This window comes from Actinotalea sp. JY-7885, from assembly GCF_014525465.1.
Lineage (GTDB): Bacteria > Actinomycetota > Actinomycetes > Actinomycetales > Cellulomonadaceae > Actinotalea.
The window spans coordinates 11,642-28,485 of sequence record NZ_JACEXH010000007.1 but is presented as its reverse complement, the minus strand read 5'-3'; the positions used below and the strand labels follow the sequence as shown (position 1 = coordinate 28,485).

Sequence of the window (16,844 nt, the reverse complement as noted above, 5' to 3'; positions counted from 1 at the left end):
CGGCGGTGCGTCGACCGTCGCCTACCCTGGTCCGGTGGAGGCTCCCGACGTGCGCCCGACCCCGCCCGCACCAGTGCCGCCGACCGCGGACCGCGCACCGACCGCGGACCGGGCGCCGGCTTCGTCGGCGCCGGGCATGCTCGGCCTCGTCCGCCGGGCCCTGGAGCGCGAGGAGATGCGCTACCTCGTGGTGGCGGGGTCCACCACGCTCGGCTACCTCGTGCTGCTCGCCGGGCTGCTCGCGACCGGGATCCCGTACATGGTCGCCATCCTCGTCGGGCAGGTGGTGACGATCTCGGTCGCGTTCCCGGTCTACCGACGCCTGATCTTCCGCTCGACCGGCCGCTGGCAGGCAGACCTGCCGGCCTTCGTCAGCGTCTGGTCGGGCGGGTTCCTCGCAGGGCTCGTCGCGACGCCGGCACTCGTCGAGCTCGCCGGGATGCACCCGCTCGCGGCACAGGTGCTGGCCGTGATCGGGGTCGCGGTGCTGAGCTTCCTCGGGCACAAGTTCGTCAGCTTCCGGGAACGTGGCTGAAGTAGGGCATCCTGTTCGCGTGCGCCTGACGATCGTCATCCCCTGCTACCGCTCCGCGGCCACCCTCGGCCCCCTCGTCTCGGCGATCCTCGGCGCACACGGCGCGGGTGAGCTCGGGAGCGGCGTGGCCGGGCTCGAGATCATCCTGGTCGTCGACGGCAGCCCCGACGAGACCGCGGCGGTCGCCCGCTCTCTCGCGGCCGACCACCCCGAGGTCCGCGCTGTGGAGCTGCGGCGGAACTACGGGCAGCACAACGCCCTGCTCGCGGGGATCGCCCGGGCGCAGGGCGACGTGGTCGTCACGATGGACGACGACCTGCAGCACCGGCCCGGCGAGATCCCGTTGCTGCTCGCCCCGATCGCGGCCGGCGACGCCGACCTCGTCTACGGCGTCGCGCGTGTCGAGGAGCACGGCGCCGTGCGCTCGGCGGCGTCGCGGACCGTCAAGCGAGGGCTGGCGCTGGCCGGCGTCCCCAACGCCGAGGACGTCAGCGCCTTCCGCGCCTTCCGGACCGAGCTGCGCGACGGGTTCGCGCGCGTGGACGACCCGTACATCTCGCTGGACGTCCTGCTGTCGTGGGCGACGACCTCGGTCGTGCGCGTCACCGTGCACATGGACCAGCGCACGGTCGGGACGTCGTCCTACAGCCTGCGATCGCTCGCGCGTCACTCCATCAACATGATCACCGGGTACAGCAACATCCCGCTGCGCGCGGTCGCCTGGCTCGGCGGACTCTGCGCTGCGGTGGGGGTCGTGCTCGGCGGCGTCGTGCTCTGGAAGTGGGCGGCCGGCGAGACGACAGTGGCCGGCTTCACGACGATCGCCGCCATGGTGGCCGTCTTCTCGGGCGCCCAGATGCTGTCCCTCGGGGTGATCGGGGAGTACCTCGGCCGCCTGCACACCCGCAGCACGGGCAAGCCCACGTACCTCGTGCGCGCCGACTCCGGCATGGACCGGCGGTGAGCGCGCCGGCGGGCGCAGCGGTCGAGGGGCGAGTCACCGGCCCCGTCACGTCCGGGCGGGCTCGGCCGACGGGTCCGGCACGCCGCGCGCTGGCGTACCTGCCCGCGGTGGTCGCGGTCCTGGCCTGCCTCGCGGTGCTGAGTCGCTACGGGACGCCGGTCCCGGTCGCCGTGGCGTTCCTCCTCTACCTGGGCCTGATGGTCGCGCTTCCCGGGACGCTCGTGTGGCGTGCCGTGCGAGGCGACCAGGTCTCCTTCACCGAGGACGTGGCGCTCGGGTCGGCCGTCGGCCTCGCGGTCCAGGTGTTGCTCGCCCTCGCCCTGGCGCCGTTCGGGCTGTCGGGCTGGTCCTGGGTCTGGGCGCCCGTCGCGGTCGCGCTCACGGCCCTGCACCCGCGTCTGCGCCGGGTCTGGTCGCGGCCGACCGCCTCCCCGGGCTCCGCGCTGGGCGCCTGGGTCCAGGCGGGCGCGGTGGTGGCCGCCGCCGTGTGGCTGGGCGCGACAGCGATGGCGAACAACATGATCGCCTACGTCGACGGATCGGGGCCGTGGAGCCGCGGCGTCCCCGTGACCGCCTACGTCGACCTCCCGTTCCACCACGCGATCGCCTCGGGCGTGATGGACCACTTCCCGCTCGTGTACCCCTACCTGTACGACGAGCCGCTCCGCTACCACCTCTTCGTCTACGAGCACCTGGCGGGGGCCGCCGCGGTCACGGGCATCGACCTCACGTGGCTCGTGTACCGGCTCGACACGCTGCCGCTCGTGGCGCTGGGCATCGTGCTCGCGGGCGTCCTCGCGCGGCGACTCTCGGGGATCCCTGCCGCGGCGCCCCTCGCGGCGGCGGTCGTGACCCTCTCGGCCGCCGTCCCGGTGTACGGGTGGATCGACTACCCCTTCCAGAACCCGGGTTTCCTGCACTTCGCCACCTACCGGAGCCCCACCCAGACCTTCGGCATCCCGCTCTTCCTGGCGGCCGTCACGGTCACGGTGATGCTGGTCCGGGACGAGCGCCGCGGCTGGCGTGGGCGCGCCGGGCTCCTCGCGACGTTCGCCGTGCTCGCGCTGGCCGCGGGCGGCTCCAAGAGCACCTTCCTGCCGGTCCTCGTCTGCGGGCTCCTGCTCGCCCTCGCCGTGAGCCTGCTGCTGCGCGACCGCAGGTGGCGGATGTCCGCCGGGCTGACCGCGGGTGCCACCGCGTGCTTCGCCTTCGTCGCGGTGGTCCTGCTCGGCGGCGCGGCGGGCAGCCTGACCATCGCGCCCCTCAACCTCGTCCACTCCTTCGCCCTCACCCAGCAGGTCGCGGACCCGGCGTTGACCAGCCACCGCGTCCTCATGCTCGGGCTCGGCCTCGTCTCGTGGCTCCTGGCGGGTGCGGGTGTCGTGCTCCTGGCCACCCGGCGCACGATGCGCGACCCGGCGCTGTGGCTCGTGGTCGGCGTCGCCGTGGCCGGCGTCTGCGGATCGCTGCTCACGTCCGCGAACGGCCTGAGCCAGCTGTACTTCCTCTACGCCGCGTGGCCGGTGCTGGGTGTGCTGTCGGCATGGGGCCTGGCGGCCGCGGTCAGGCGTGCGCCGCGCGCCGGGATGGCCCTGGTGACCGGCGCCCTGCTCGCCGGTGTCGTCGTGCTCCGGCTCGTGCAGTCGCTCGACGGGCCCGAGGCACCTGAGCGGATCGTGCCGCTGATCCCGCTCCGTGCCCTGGGCACGCCGTGGCTCGTGCTGCTCGCCATGTGCCTCGTCCTGGCCTGCGCCGCCGCTGGTGCGCGCCTGGTCCGGCGCCGCCCGGGCGGACTGCCGCCCGTGACCGTCGCGCTCGTCGTGCTGGTCGGGCTCCTCGTCGGCGGGTCGCTGGCACAGCGCTCGGAGGAGGTCGTGGCGGCCGCGCGCGCCGTGGTCGGCGGGACGCCCGGCAGCCCCGAGGGCTGGCCCGTCCCCCGTGACGGCGCCCTCGCCGCACTCCTCGTCCGCGACACCGCCGCCGCGGACGACGTCGTCGCGACCAACGCGCACTGCTACGGCCCGCCCGAGGCGTGCGACGCCCGGCACTTCTGGGTGGCCGCGCTCACCGAACGCAGGGTGCTGCTCGAAGGCTGGGCCTACCCTGAGGGCTTCCGCCCGGGCCAGACGCGCACGAGCCCGTTCTGGGACCAGGAGCGGTACGCCCACAACGAGGCCGTGTTCACGGACCCCTCGCAGGACGCCGTCGACCTGCTCGCGGACCGCTACGGCGTCCGCTGGCTGCTCGTGGACCGGACGATCTCGGTCGAGGACCCGGCACTCGCGCGGTACGCGACGCTGGTCCACGAGACCGACGGGGCCGCGGTCTACCGCATCGACTGAGCCGCGCCCGTCGGCCCGACGGGCCGGCTACCGGGCAGGGTTCGACCGCAGACCGCGTCGCACGGCCAGCGCGCCGCCGACGCCGAGCACGAGCGCGAGGGCCACGCGGGCCAGGGCCCACGCGCCGTCGACCGGCAGGACGACCCCGGCCGCCGTGACGCCGAGCCAGACGAGGGTCACGACGGGCAGGAACGGTGGCCACCACGGGTGGTCCGCGACCCGCCGCTGGAGCAGGGTCGTGAGCACCGCGAGCCCCAGGTAGGTCACGAGGTAGCCGACCGCCACGGCCGTCACGCCCCAGGCCGGGGCGAGCCACGCGGCGACCGCGATACCCACGAGCACGGCGGTCGGCGTGGTCAGGGCGAGCGCCCCGGTCCGACCGCGCGCGAAGACGAGGTGCCCGCTCGCGAGGTACACGACGGACGGCAGGGCGGCGGCCGACGCCAGCGCGACTGCGGGGACCAGCTCGTCGGGGGCGTAGGAGGCGGGTGCGGCGAGCCGCAGCAGCCACGGCGCGAGGAGTCCCACGCCACCGGCCAGCACGGCGGTGACGGTGGCGATCGTGCGCGTCGTGCCCGTGAGCACCTCGCCGCGGCGCTCGGGTGCGGCGCGGTAGACGAGCGGCGCCCAGGCGTTGTTGAGGCCGGCGGTCACGACCGTCGCGCCGGCGCCGATCGTCAGCGCCACGTTCGCGCGGCCGCCCTGGTCGAGGAGCCGGTCGGCGACGACGACCAGTCCCGCGAGCGCCACGTAGAGGCTCACCTGGTGCGGCACCGTCGGCAGGCCGATCCGCATCGCGGCACGCAGGCCGGCCCTCTCCGCACGGACGGGGCCGGAGCCCAGCGCGAGGACCAGGCCGGCCAGCCCCGCGAGGACGTAGCCGGCGGCGACCCCGCTGAGGTAGACGGTGGCCGTGCGCTCGAGCAGGACGAGCCCCGCGAGCCCGGCCGCCGGACCGGCGAGGCTCGCCGTGACGGCGAGCCCGACGAAGGCGCCGGCCCGGTCGGCGCCCCGCAGGTACGCCTGGGCGACCACCATCCAGGCGCCGCCGAGGCACGCGACGACGGCGAGCAGGAGCGCCGGGGACGCCGGCCGCCCGAGCAGGGCCGGTGCCCACCAGCCCAGCGTCGACGCCGCGACGAGCGTGAGCGCCGTGGCCAGCGCGGCGGCCTGCAGGACGAGGCCCCGCGCGCCGGGCGCGCCGGCCGCGTCGAGCACGTACTGACGCGTGATCGCGGCACCCATCCCGAGCGCGACCAGGATGAAGCCGACCTGGACGACCACCGTCGCCACGGCGACCAGGTCGTACTGGTCCGCCGCGAGCACGCGCGTCACCACGGGGATCACGGCCACGGCCGCCAGGGCGGGACCGGCGGTCGCGAGCGTGTAGAGCGCGCCGCGACCCAGCACCGTCGCCGAGTCGGTGCGGCCCGCGGCCCGGTCCGGGCCTCCTGCCGCGACCGGATCCGTCACGCCACGGCCTAGCGGCCCGTGACTGCGCGGTGCACCTGCTCCACGACCCGGTCGACGTCGTCGTCGCTCAGGTCGGGGAACAGGGGCAGGGAGATCTCCTGGCGGTAGTACTCCTCGGCGTGGGGGCACTGCCCGCGCTGGTAGCCCAGGTCGGCGAAGGCGGGGTGCCAGTAGGCCGGGACGTAGTTGACCTGCACGCCGATGCCCGCGGCGCGCAGGGACTCGAAGACCTCGCGGCGCCGTCCGTCGAGCACGCGCAGCGGGTACAGGTGCCACGCGGGGTCGGCCCGGTCGCGGTGGGCCGGGGTCAGCACGCCGTCCAGGTCCGCCAGGCCGGCGTCGTAGCGGGCGTGGATCTGCGCGCGGCGGGCCTTGAACGCCTCCAGGCGCCGCAGCTGGGAGGTGCCCAGCGCGGCCAGCACGTCGGGCAGGCGGTAGTTCAGGCCCAGCTCGTGGACCTCCTGGTGCCAGGGGCCCTCGTCGGGCCAGCGCTGCTCGGCGGGGTCGCGGACCAGGCCGTGGTTCTTGAACCGGCGCGCCCGCCGCTCCAGGCTCACGTCACCGGTCACCACGGCGCCGCCCTCGGCCGTGGTGAGGTTCTTGGTGGGGAAGAAGGACAGGGTGGTCAGGTCCGCGAACGACCCGACCGGCGCCCCGTCCCACGTCGATCCGATCGAGTGGGCCGCGTCCTCGACGAACAGCAGCCCGCGCTCGCGCGCCAGGGCGGCGAACTCGGTCGGTGAGGCCGGCAGGCCCGCGTAGTCCACCGCCGTGACCACCCGGGTCCGGTCGCTCAGCGCGGCCGTGGCCGCCGCCACGTCCAGGTTGCCCGTGTCCGGCTCGACGTCGGCGAAGACCACCGTCGCACCGTGCAGCGCGGCCGCCGCGGCGGTGGCCACGAACGTCAGCGGGCTCGTGACGACCTCGTCGCCCGGGCCCACCCCCGCCGCGGCATAGGCCACGTGCAGCGCCGCGGTCCCCGAGGTCACGCTCACCGCCGAGCGACCACCGGTGACCCGCGAGACCGCCGCCTCGAACGCGTCCACCGCAGGGCCGGTGGTCAACCAGTCGCTGCGCAGCGCCTCGACGACCGCGGCCACGTCCGCGTCGTCGATCGACTGGCGCCCGTAGGGCAGCACCGCGCGCCTCAGGCGAACCGCGCGACCATGTCGCGCAGCTCGTCCGGCTCCAGCCACAGGTCGTTGGTGTCCGACCGGTAGGTCCACCCGTCCGGGACCGGCTCCCCGTCCGCGGGCGCCTGGTAGCCCCAGCCGCTGACGTAGGGCATCACCACGTACCGGTCCCCCAGGCGCACCGTACGACGCGAGTCGTCCGGGGCGATCATCTCCTCGTGGAGCTTCTCCCCCGGCCGGATCCCGATCTCGTGCATCGGCGAACCCGGCGCGACCGCCTGCGCCAGGTCCGTGACCTTCATCGACGGGATCCGCGGCACGTACAGCTCACCGCCGGTCATCAGCTCGAACGAGTCCAGCACGAACTTCACCGCGTCCGGCAACGTGATCCAGAACCGCGTCATCCGCATGTCGGTGATCGGGATCGAGGCCCCCTCGGCCGCCAACCGCCGGAACACCGGGATCACCGACCCCCGCGAACCCATCACGTTCCCGTACCGCACCACCGAGAACCGCGTCTCGTGCGCCGCCGCGTAGTGGTTGCCCGAGACGAACATCCGGTCCGCGCACAGCTTCGTCGCCCCGTACAGGTTGATCGGGCTGGACGCCTTGTCCGTCGACAGCGCCACGACCTTCTTCACACCCGAGTCGATCGCCGCGTCGATCACGTTCTGCGACCCGTTGACGTTGGTCTGCACGAACTCGAACGGGTTGTACTCCGCCGTGTCGACCTGCTTCAGCGCCGCCGCGTGGACCACGTAGTCCACCCCGTGCATCGCCCGCTCCAACCGGTGCCGGTCACGGATGTCCCCGATGAACCACCGCAGCCGAGGGTCGTCACCGAACTGCGCCCGCACCTCGTACTGCTTGAGCTCGTCACGGCTGAACACCACCACCCGCCGCGGGTCGTGATGATCCAGCACCTCACGCAAGAACGCCTTGCCGAACGACCCCGTCCCACCCGTCACGAAGATCGACGAACCGTTGAGCAAGGACATCCGCAGGTCTCCACGTGGGTCAGCGACGCATCCACCTGGACGCGTGGGACCCAGCGGTCCCGGTAGAGCATCATGGCACGGTGCAGACCCCGACCACCGTCGCCTCCGTGCCCGCGCCCCGCGTCGTGGCCGTCGTCCAGGCCCGCACCGGCTCGACCCGGCTGCCCGGCAAGGTCCTGCTGCCGCTGGCCGGTCGGCCGGTCCTGGACTGGGTGGTCCGGGCCGCACGGACGGCCACGGGTGTGGACCAGGTCGTGGTGGCCACGTCCACCGCGGCGGGCGACGACGCCGTCGCGGCGGCGGCCGCCCGGCTGGGGGTCGACGTCGTGCGCGGCAGCGAGCTCGACGTGCTCGACCGCTTCGTGCAGGCCCGTGCCGCGACGCACGCCGACGCGGTCGTGCGCCTCACGGCCGACTGCCCGCTGCTGGACCCCGCCCTCATCACCCAGGTGGTCGCGGCGTGGCGCGCCACCCCGGACCTCGACTACGTCGCGACCACCCTCGTGCGGACCCTGCCGCGCGGCCTCGACGTGGAGCTGGTCTCCGGCCGCGGTCTCGCGCTGGCCGACGCCAACGCGCGCGAGCACCACCGCGTGCACGTGACGTCCTGGCTCTACGACGAGCCCGGCCGGTGCCGCGCCCTGGGCCTGGTCGTGAGCCCGGACGCGCACGACCTGCGCGTCACGCTCGACACACCGCAGGACGCCGAGCTGCTGCGTGCCCTGGTCACCGCGCTCGGCGACCGCCCGCCCGCCTGGCGCGACCTCGTCGCCGCGCTGCGCGCCGCACCCGAGCTCACGGCTCTCAACGCCGGGGTCGTGCAGAAGCGGCTCCACGAGGGATGAGCCACGTCCTCCTGCGCTGCGACGCGAGCGCCTCGGGCGGCGTCGGGCACCTCGTGCGCTGCCTCGCGCTGGCCGAGGCCGCGCGCGAGCACGGCTGGAGCACGACCCTCGTCGGGACCGTCGACGTGCCGCTCGGCCGGCGCCTCGTGGCGGACGCGGGCGTGCCCCTGGTCCCGCCGCCGCCCGTGCCCGAGCCCGCCGCGGCCGGCGCCGAGGGGGCGGACCTGGCCGCCCTCGCGCTCGAGCTCGACGCCGACGTCGTGCACGTCGACCACTACGGGGTGTCGAGCGCGCTCCTCGAGCCGCTCCACCGGGCCGGCCTCGTGCTGTCCTCCATCCAGGACGGGACCTACGGCCGACGCGCCGCCGACGTCGTGGTCGACCCGACCCTCGGCGCCGAGACTGCGACGACCGGGGACGCGGGACCCGGCGAGGCGCTGCTCGGGGTGCGCTACGCACCCCTGCGCCACTCGGTCCGCCGCGCCCGGGCGGAACGCGAGGACCTCACGCGGGACCTTCGACCGGAGGGCCCCGCGGTGCTGGTGGTCATGGGCGGGACCGACGCCGCCGGGGTCGCGGCCGCCGTCGTCGCGCTGCTCGCCGCGGTCGTCGCCGACGGCGCACCCCTGGGCCGCCTGACCGTCGTCGCGCCCCCCGAGCGCCACGCGGACGTGCGGGCCGCGGCGACGCGGCTCCGGCCCGCGACGGACGCGGGCCCGGGCGTCGAGGTGGACCTTCGAGGTCCCCAGGACGACCTGCCGGCCCTCGCCGCGGCCTACGACCTGGTGGTCAGCGCCGCAGGCACCACGGTGGTCGAGCTCGCGTGCGTCGGCGTCGCCACCGCCGCGGTCGCGATCACGGCCAACCAGCACGAGGGCTACCGGCGCGCCGTCGAGGCCGGCATCGCGCTCGGGCTCGGCTCCGCGGACGACGTGCGCAGCGCGGCCCCCGCCGCGCGCGAGGCCCTGCGCACCGCGCTGGGCGAGCCCGGGGTGCGCCGACGTGTCGCCGACGTCGCGCGCGCGAGCGTCGACGGCGGGGGCGCCGCCAGGATCGTCGCGGCGTGGGACCGTGCACGAGCGGCCGTCCCCCGCGTCGAGGCACGCCCGGCGACACCCGGCGACGGCGACCTGCTCCTCGCCTGGCGGAACGACCCGCTGACGCGCCGGGCGTCGCGCAGCACCGCGCCGGTCGAGCGCGCGGACCACCTGGCCTGGCTCGCGCGCGTGCTGGCCGACCCGGGCCGGGTCCTCCTGGTCGCCGAGGCCGCCGGCCGGCCGGTCGGCACCGTCCGCTTCGACCGCACCGAGCACGGGACCGTCGGCACCGGGACGGAGCTGTGGGAGGTCTCGATCGCGCTCGCGCCGGCCGCTCGCGGTCGTGGACTGGGCCGGCACGTGCTGGCGGCGGGCGAACGCGCGTGGCGTGAGCTCGTCGGGCCCCGCCCCGCCGTGCTCGCCCACGTGCGCCCGGACAACCACGCCTCGGCCCGGCTCTTCCGCTCCGCCGGCTACGCCCCCGCGCCCGAGCTGGCCGACGACGACGTCGACGCCTACGTGCAGCGGCCGCCGGCCGCCGCCCCGCCGACCTGAGGCCCCCGGCCCCCGGCCCGGTGGGGGCCGGCGCCGCTCAGACGAGGCGCCCAGCGCTCAGACGAGGTCCCAGGTCAGGGCCGTGCCGCGCGCCGCGTCCCGCGTGAACCTGCGGCCCAGGACCGTGTCCAGGTGCACGGGCTCCAGCCCGCCCGCGGGCCGGATCGAGCGCACGTTCTCCGGCGTCACCACCTCACCGGCGCGCACGTCGCGCACCACGTACAGCGAACGGCGCAGCCGCCGGCTCTCCGCCTCCCCCGCGGTCGGCTCGAGCTGCACCCGACCCAGCGCCTGCCAGCCCCGCTCCGTCTCGGTGACCAGCGCCGCGAGCTCGTGCGGCTCCAGCGAGAAGTCCGAGTCGACACCGCCGTCGGCCCGCGCGAGCGTCACGTGCTTCTCGACCAGCACCGCACCCAGCGCCACCGCCGCGACCGCCGCGCCGATGCCCGCCGTGTGGTCCGAGAGCCCCACCACCACGTCGAACGTGTCCCGGATCACCGGGATCGAGCGCAGGTTCGACTCGCTCGGCGACGCCGGGTAGGACGACGTGCACGCCAGCACCACCACCTGGTCGTTGCCCTCCGCACGAATGGTGCGCACCGCCGTGTCGACGTCGGTCACCGTCGCCGCACCCGTGGAGATGATCACCGGCTTCCCCGTCCGCGCCACCCGCCGCAGCAGGGCCAGGTCCGCGATCTCGAGCGAGGCGATCTTGTAGACCGGCGCACCCAGATCCTCCAGCAGGTCCACGGCCGTGTCGTCGAACGGGCTCGAGAACGCCACCAGGCCGTGCTCACGCGCCCGCTCGAAGATCGGCGCGTGCCACTCCCACGGCGTGTGCGCCTCGGTGTAGAGCTGGTACAGGTTCTTCCCGCCCCACAGCTCGTGGCCGCTCGAGACCCGGAACGCCGGACCGTCCGCGTCGATCGTGATCGTCTCCGCCGTGTACGTCTGCAGCTTCACCGCCTGCGCGCCGCTCTGCGCGATCGCGTCCACGATCGCCAACGCGCGACCCAGGTCACCGTTGTGGTTCCCCGACATCTCCGCCACCACGAACGGCCGGTGCTCCTCACCGACCACGTGCTCACCGATCCGCACGGTCCGCGACGCGCTCACGCGAGGACCTCCGACGCCGCGGCGGTCCACCGCTGCGACCACTCGCCGATCGGCTCGACGCCGATCGCGCGCAGCGCGTCGTGGCCGAGGACCGAGTACGCCGGGCGGGGTGCGGGGCGCACGTAGCCCTCGCTCGTGGTCGGCGCGACGATCGCCGGGTCGAGGCCCGCGGCGCCGACGACGGCCTGGGCGAAGCCGTGCCAGGACGTCTGCCCCGACGACGTGCCGTGGTACGTGCCCGCCGGCGCCCCGGCGTCGACGAGCCGCAGGACGAGGTCCGCGAGGTCGGCGGTCCACGTCGGCTGGCCGACCTGGTCGGTGATGACGTCGAGCCCCCCGCGCTCGCGCGCGACGCGCGCGATCGTCTTCGGGAAGCAGCTCCCCCCGGCGCCGTAGAGCCACGCCGTGCGGACGATGAGGTGGTCGGGCGCCTCCGCCCGCACCGCCCACTCGCCCGCGGCCTTCGTCCGGCCGTAGGCGGAACGCGGCGCGATGGGGGCGTCCTCGGCGTAGGGCTCGGTCGCGACGCCGTCGAAGACGTAGTCGGTCGAGATCTGGACCAGGCGCGCGCCGTGGGCGGCGGCCGCCCGCGCGAGCGAGGCGGGCCCGACGGCGTTGACCGCGAACGCTCCGGCCTCCGCGCTCTCGGCGTCGTCCACGGCGGTCCAGGCGGCGCAGTTCACGACGACGTCGACCCCCGCGACGCCCTCGTGGGTCGCGACCGGGTCGGTGATGTCGAGCTCCGCGCGGTCGAAGGCGAGGACGTCCTCCCCACGCGCCTCGAGCTGCTTCACCAGGTCCTGCCCGAGCATCCCCCGGGCACCCGCCACCAACCAGCGCACTGCGTCTCCCTCGCCTCGACCGTCCAGCCGTCCTCGACGGTCAGAGTAGTCGGGGCGGCGGCCCGCCCCTCCCGGGCAGGCCGGGAGGGGCGGGCCGGTCTCACTCCTGGGCGTCCCCCGTGACGTACCCGACGACGTCGACGGCGAGGTTCACCGTGCCGGCGCCCATGTCGGAGTAGAAGTTGACCTTCCCGTCGGCGGGGAGCGCCACGACCACCTGGTTGGGGATGTCCCGCCCCGGCACGTAGTTGATCGCCGACGCGTTGGGCGGCGGCGTCGTGCCGTTGCCGTTGCTGTCCGGGTACACGCGCAGGTTCCCGTTCGCGCTCGGCCGGATGGCCGTGACGTTCAGGACGACGGCCGTCGCGTCCCGCGGCACGGGCCCCACGCCCGCCACCGGCACGGAGTAGACCTTCCGGGCGGTCAGCGCGCCGGCGATCGGCCCGACGTGGGCCGCCCCCGCCCGCGTGTCCAGGATCCGCTCCGGCGCGACACCCGTGAAGGACGTCTCCGCCTTCACGTAGCCGACGACGTCGATGATGACCTGCACGGGGCTCGCGCCCACTCCGACCGGCGAGTCGGAGTAGAACGAGATCTCCCCCGAGCTCGGGAGGCTGACGATCGTGCCGTTGGCCTTGTCCTGCCCGGCGGCGAAGTTCACCACGGACGTGTTCGGGACCCGCTGGCCGGCCGGGAAGACCCGCAGGTTGCCCCCGGTCGTCGGGCCGGTGACCGTGACGTTGAGGACCACCGCCGTGGCGTCGGCCGGCACGCCGGCCTCGCCCCGGACCTTGACGGTCTGGACCTGGCGCGGGGCGACGGGACCGGCGATGTCACCCACGCGGTAGCCACCGGCGCGCGTGTCGACGAGCCGCTGCGACGCCTGCGTCACGATGCCCGAGCTGGGCAGCGTGTACCCCGTGACGTCGAGGATCACGCCGACGTTCGCCGCGCCCCGCGTCTGGTAGCAGACCTGGCCGTTGGCCGGCAGGGCGACGAACGCGGAGTTCGCCACGTCGGCACCGGGCTCGAAGTTGACCGTCGAGCCGCTCGGGGCGGGCGTCTTCCCGTTGCCCGCGGTGTCGGGGTAGACCACGACGTACCCGGGCCCGTTGGGCCGCACCGCCGTCACGTTCATGATCGCTCCCGTGGCCTCCGCCGGCACGCCGTTGGTGCCGCCCACCTTCAGGCAGCGGACCAGGTTGGGCGTCACGGCACCGTTGGACAGCGCCCGCGCGGGTGTCTGCGCGACGTAGTCCACGTACGTGAACGAGCCCGCGGTCGTGCCGGTCGTCGTGCCCACCGGGGTGGCCACGGAGACCGGGACGGTCCCGACCGCTCCCGCCGGGCTCGTCGCGGTGATCGTCGTCGCAGACGTCACGACGACGTTCGTGGCGGCCGTGTCGCCGAACATGACGCTCGTCGCGCCGGTGAACCCGGCACCGACGATCGTCACGGCCGTGCCGCCCAGGAGGCTGCCGCTCGGCGGCTCGACCCGGCTGATCGACGGTGGCACCGGCGCGGTGACCGTCTGCGTGACCTGCCCGCTCGACGCCGCGTGCTCCGCGGTGCCGACGTAGCGCGCCGTGATGAGGTGCTGCCCCACGGGCAGCTCGGTGAGGGGCAGCGACGCCTTGCCGGCCGCGAGCGGCACCCGGCCGAGCTCGCCACCCGGGCCCTCGAAGACGACGTCACCGGCAGGCGTCCCCGCCGCCGAGCGCACCGTGGCCGTCACCGTCACCGGCGTGCCCACCGTCGTCGACGGCGCCGACGACGTCAGGGTGGTGGTGGTGGCCGCCGCGGGCACCGCCCCGCCTGCCTCCAGGTAGCCGCCACCCATCCGGTAGGTCGCGTCGCCGCTGTACGAGACGTCCAGCCAGGCGTCGGCACTGGCGAACGTGTAGGTGAACGTCGCCTTCCCGCCCGACAGCACGGCGTCGGTGACGAACCCGTTCCGGTCCGTGAGCTCGACGACACCCGTCGGCACCCCCGCGGTGCCGGCGGCGGTGAGCGTGACCGTCGTGGGCCTGCCGGGCACCGGCGTCGCGGGTGACGAGGTGATCGTCAGGGCTGGCTCCACATCACCTCGAACGGTGGCCGACCTGAGGTCGAGGTCCATGCCGGACACGGTGGCCGGCGCCGTGACCGCCACCGGTGTCGCCGACGAGCGGCGGGCGGTCGCCGGCCGGTACAGGGTGATCGTCGACCGCGAGGTCTCGGCGTCGTACGCCGTGGCACCGATCACGTACGTCCCGCTGGCGAGCCCGCCGACGGTATAGGGCTCCCCCGCGTCGTAGCAGTCCGCGCCGCCGTCGCTGCCCTTCACGGGCATGACGCTGACGCAGTAGGTCTCATACCCGGCGGGCACGACGACGGTGCCGCTGACGGCACCGGCGGGCGGCAGCGTGAAGTCGATGCCGGCGCGGGAGGTGCCGAGCGCGATCTCGATCCGGTCGGCATCGGCGGCCGACGCCTTGTCCCTCCAGTACCGCGGGGCGAGGTCGTCGCGCCCGGGCCAGACCCACGCCGTGAAGCTGCCTGCCGGGACACCCCGTGCGACGTAGGTGCCGTCCGCCGCCGTGACCGCGAAGGCGCCCTCGCCGCCACCGTCGTCGCTGTCGAGATAGACCTCGGCGCCGGCCACGGGCGACCCGTCGAACGCCCTCACGGTCCCGGAGACGGTCCCGCCGAGCGGCAGCCGGACGTCGATGCCGGCCCTCGTCTGGCCGGCCGACACGGTGAGCGTGGACGGCGTGCCGACGCCGCCCCACCAGCCGGGCACGGCGTCCGAGTCCGCGCCGGGGTCGACCCTGACGCGGTACTGGCCCGCCGGGACGCGCGGCACCGTGTAGCGCCCGTCGGCCGCGGTGGTCGCCGAGCCACCCCAGATGCCGCCGTCCTCGAGCGACTGGAGCGAGACCATGGCCCCGCGCAAGGGCGCGCCCTCCGGCCCGGTGACGAGGCCGGTCACCACGCCGCCGAGGGCGAGGGTCGCGTCGACACCACGGACGGCTGCTCCCGCCGTCACCCGGACCGCCTTGGCGGCGCCCGTCGACGCCGCGTCGTCGTAGTACTCGAAGACGTACGGGGAGTCCCCCGAGGGGTAGAACGAGACCGTGTAGTCGGCGGCACGAAGACCCCGGATCGTGTACCGGCCCTGGGCGTCGGTGGTCGTACCCCCGCCCATGCCGCCCCCGACGGGCTGAGCCGAGACGCTCACCCCGGCGAGCGGACCGTCGGTGCCGCGCACGACACCCTCGATCGACGCGCCGGCCTCGAGCGAGGCATCCACCCCGGTCGCCGTGCCGCCCAGCACGACCTCGACCTTCGTCGCCGTCATGTAGTCGTACGCGTCCTTGTAGTACTCGCCGACGAGGTTGCCCGTGTTCGCGCTGAACGACACGCGGTAGCTCCCCGCGGCCAGACCGCCGAGGCGGTACGTGCCGTCGGCATTCACCGCTGCACTGGGGCCACCACCGCCCGTGTCCGCGGACGCCCAGACGGACACGTCGCGCACCGAGTGCCCCTGGGGGACCGTGACGCGGCCGGTGATCGCGCCTCCTCGCACGAGGGTCGCGTCCACACCTGACAGCACCTCGCCCTCGACGACGCTCACGGGGTCACCGCCGACACCCGCACCGCCCAGGACGACGGTGACGAGGTCGGAGTCGTACGCGGAGAAGGTGACCTGGTGGTCGCCCGTCCGGAGGCCCGCCACGCGGTAGGTACCGTCCGCGCCCACCTGCGCCCCGCGAGGCTGACCGCCACCGATCGGCATGACGCTGACGTACACGGACACCGGGTCGACGCCGGAGGGAACCGTGACGGAACCGGTGATGACCCCACCGGTCGCGAGCACCGCGTCGACGCCCGTGCTCGCCTGACCCTCGACGACCGCCACGAGTTCGGCGGTCTCGCGCGTCGCCGCGTCGTCGTAGTACTCCGGCATGAGCTCCGACCCGTAGGCGTCGAACTTCACGGCGTAGGAGCCGGAGCGCAGCCCGTCGATCCGGAACGTGCCGTCGGCGGCGACCTGCGCGAACCCCGCCCTGTCCATCGGACCCTTGGTCGCCTCGACGCTCAGGAGGCTCACATCGGTCCCCGCCGGCACCTGGACCGTGCCGGAGATGGAGCCACCCACGTCGAGCCGGACGTCCAGGGAACGGGTCGTCGCACCGGAGGTCACCGTCACCGGGGTCGCGTCCAGCGTCGTTGCCGCATCCGGGTAGTACTCGCTCATCAGCGAGGTGCCGGAGGCCTCGAACAGCACGTGGTACTCCCCCGGCACCAGGCCGTGGGCACTCCAGGTGCCGTCCGGGTTGACGTAGACGGAACGCCAGATCCCGGGCGTCACGCTGACCACGTTCACGTGCACGGCAGCGGGGTCGGTGCCGGCCGGCACCGTGACCGTCCCCGACGCCGAGCCGCCCTGGTCCAGGGCGACGTCGATCCCGGACACGGACCCGGTCGTCACGGTGACCGGGACGGCGCCCATGTCGCTGGTCGCGCCGCCGTAGTACTCGTCGATCAGGTCGCTCGCATCCGGGGCGTCGACCTGGACCTGGTAGCTCCCCGGAGGTACCTCCGCGATCGTGTACCTGCCGTCGAGACCGACCCTCGCACCGAAGGAGGCGCCGAAGCCGTGCGGGTCCCAGGCGTTGACGGACATGCCCTCGAACACCTCGGCCGTCACACCGGCCGGCACCGTGATGCGGCCCGAGATGGAGCCGGTCGGTGTCGGCTCGTCGGCGGCCGCCGCCATGGGTGCGAAGCCGGCGGCGGTGAGGGCCGCGATCGCGAGGACCGCGACGCTGCGGACGCGCCGCCTGAGACCGGCGCCTCGTGACCGGGTGGTACGGGTGTGGTGCGACATGGGACTCCTCGAGCCTGCGCGCTCACCGGTGACCACCGGCATCGGAGCGACGGTAGGGGGTACGAGGGGTACCAGAACGGGACGTTCGGGACCTGGCGCCCGGCCCCGCGGGCGGCGCCCGGTCAAGTTCA

11 protein-coding genes are annotated in these 16,844 nt (G+C 74.8%); 5 read left to right on the top strand and 6 right to left on the bottom strand.

The window, feature by feature from the left end:
- The first annotated feature begins 34 nt into the window (after window positions 1-34).
- The 3 genes from IDM29_RS01700 to IDM29_RS01690 are packed head-to-tail and all read left to right on the top strand — an operon-like array spanning window position 35 to window position 3,841.
- Window positions 35-535: a GtrA family protein gene (locus IDM29_RS01700; RefSeq protein ID WP_182111752.1), complete on the top strand. Its 501-nt coding sequence runs from the start codon at window positions 35-37 to the stop codon at window positions 533-535.
- A gap of 19 nt (window positions 536-554) precedes the next feature.
- On the top strand, window positions 555-1,499 hold the full coding sequence (locus IDM29_RS01695; RefSeq protein WP_182111753.1) for a glycosyltransferase family 2 protein: 945 nt from the start codon (window positions 555-557) through the stop codon (window positions 1,497-1,499).
- Window positions 1,496-3,841, top strand: a complete 2,346-nt coding sequence (locus IDM29_RS01690; protein ID WP_188037125.1) for a hypothetical protein — start codon at window positions 1,496-1,498, stop codon at window positions 3,839-3,841. The genes IDM29_RS01695 and IDM29_RS01690 overlap by 4 nt, the downstream gene beginning before the upstream one ends.
- 27 nt (window positions 3,842-3,868) lie before the next feature.
- Here IDM29_RS01690 and IDM29_RS01685 read toward each other — a convergent pair whose 3' ends face one another.
- Genes IDM29_RS01685 through pseB form a run of 3 tightly spaced genes read right to left on the bottom strand, consistent with a single transcriptional unit; the run spans window position 3,869 to window position 7,445 of the window.
- Window positions 3,869-5,314: a lipopolysaccharide biosynthesis protein gene (locus IDM29_RS01685; RefSeq protein ID WP_182111755.1), complete on the bottom strand. Its 1,446-nt coding sequence runs from the start codon at window positions 5,312-5,314 to the stop codon at window positions 3,869-3,871.
- A gap of 8 nt (window positions 5,315-5,322) precedes the next feature.
- Complete coding sequence (pseC, locus tag IDM29_RS01680; protein ID WP_182111756.1) at window positions 5,323-6,453, bottom strand: UDP-4-amino-4,6-dideoxy-N-acetyl-beta-L-altrosamine transaminase; 1,131 nt, start codon at window positions 6,451-6,453, stop codon at window positions 5,323-5,325.
- Window positions 6,454-6,461: 8 nt separating this feature from the next.
- On the bottom strand, window positions 6,462-7,445 hold the full coding sequence (gene pseB / locus IDM29_RS01675) for a UDP-N-acetylglucosamine 4,6-dehydratase (inverting) (protein ID WP_182111757.1): 984 nt from the start codon (window positions 7,443-7,445) through the stop codon (window positions 6,462-6,464).
- 80 nt (window positions 7,446-7,525) lie between these two features.
- Here pseB and IDM29_RS01670 point away from each other — a divergent pair, with 80 nt between their 5' ends.
- Both IDM29_RS01670 and IDM29_RS01665 read left to right on the top strand, forming a co-directional pair.
- A complete protein-coding gene (locus tag IDM29_RS01670; protein WP_309232658.1) occupies window positions 7,526-8,290 on the top strand; it encodes a glycosyltransferase family protein in 765 nt (254 codons plus the stop codon).
- The gene (locus IDM29_RS01665; RefSeq protein ID WP_188037124.1) at window positions 8,287-9,882 is read left to right on the top strand and encodes a bifunctional UDP-2,4-diacetamido-2,4,6-trideoxy-beta-L-altropyranose hydrolase/GNAT family N-acetyltransferase; all 1,596 of its coding nucleotides are present in this window, start codon (window positions 8,287-8,289) and stop codon (window positions 9,880-9,882) included. The genes IDM29_RS01670 and IDM29_RS01665 overlap by 4 nt, the downstream gene beginning before the upstream one ends.
- A 57-nt stretch (window positions 9,883-9,939) precedes the next feature.
- Here IDM29_RS01665 and pseI read toward each other — a convergent pair whose 3' ends face one another.
- The 3 genes from pseI to IDM29_RS01650 all read right to left on the bottom strand — a co-directional run bounded on the left by pseI (window position 9,940) and on the right by IDM29_RS01650 (window position 16,713).
- Window positions 9,940-10,998, bottom strand: coding sequence for a pseudaminic acid synthase (pseI, locus tag IDM29_RS01660; RefSeq protein WP_188037123.1), 1,059 nt, complete (start codon window positions 10,996-10,998; stop codon window positions 9,940-9,942).
- Window positions 10,995-11,840, bottom strand: a complete 846-nt coding sequence (gene rfbD, locus IDM29_RS01655; protein ID WP_182111760.1) for a dTDP-4-dehydrorhamnose reductase — start codon at window positions 11,838-11,840, stop codon at window positions 10,995-10,997. Before rfbD ends, pseI begins: the two co-directional genes overlap by 4 nt.
- Window positions 11,841-11,940: 100 nt before the next feature.
- Complete coding sequence (locus IDM29_RS01650; protein ID WP_188037122.1) at window positions 11,941-16,713, bottom strand: carboxypeptidase regulatory-like domain-containing protein; 4,773 nt, start codon at window positions 16,711-16,713, stop codon at window positions 11,941-11,943.
- Window positions 16,714-16,844: the final 131 nt, after the last annotated feature.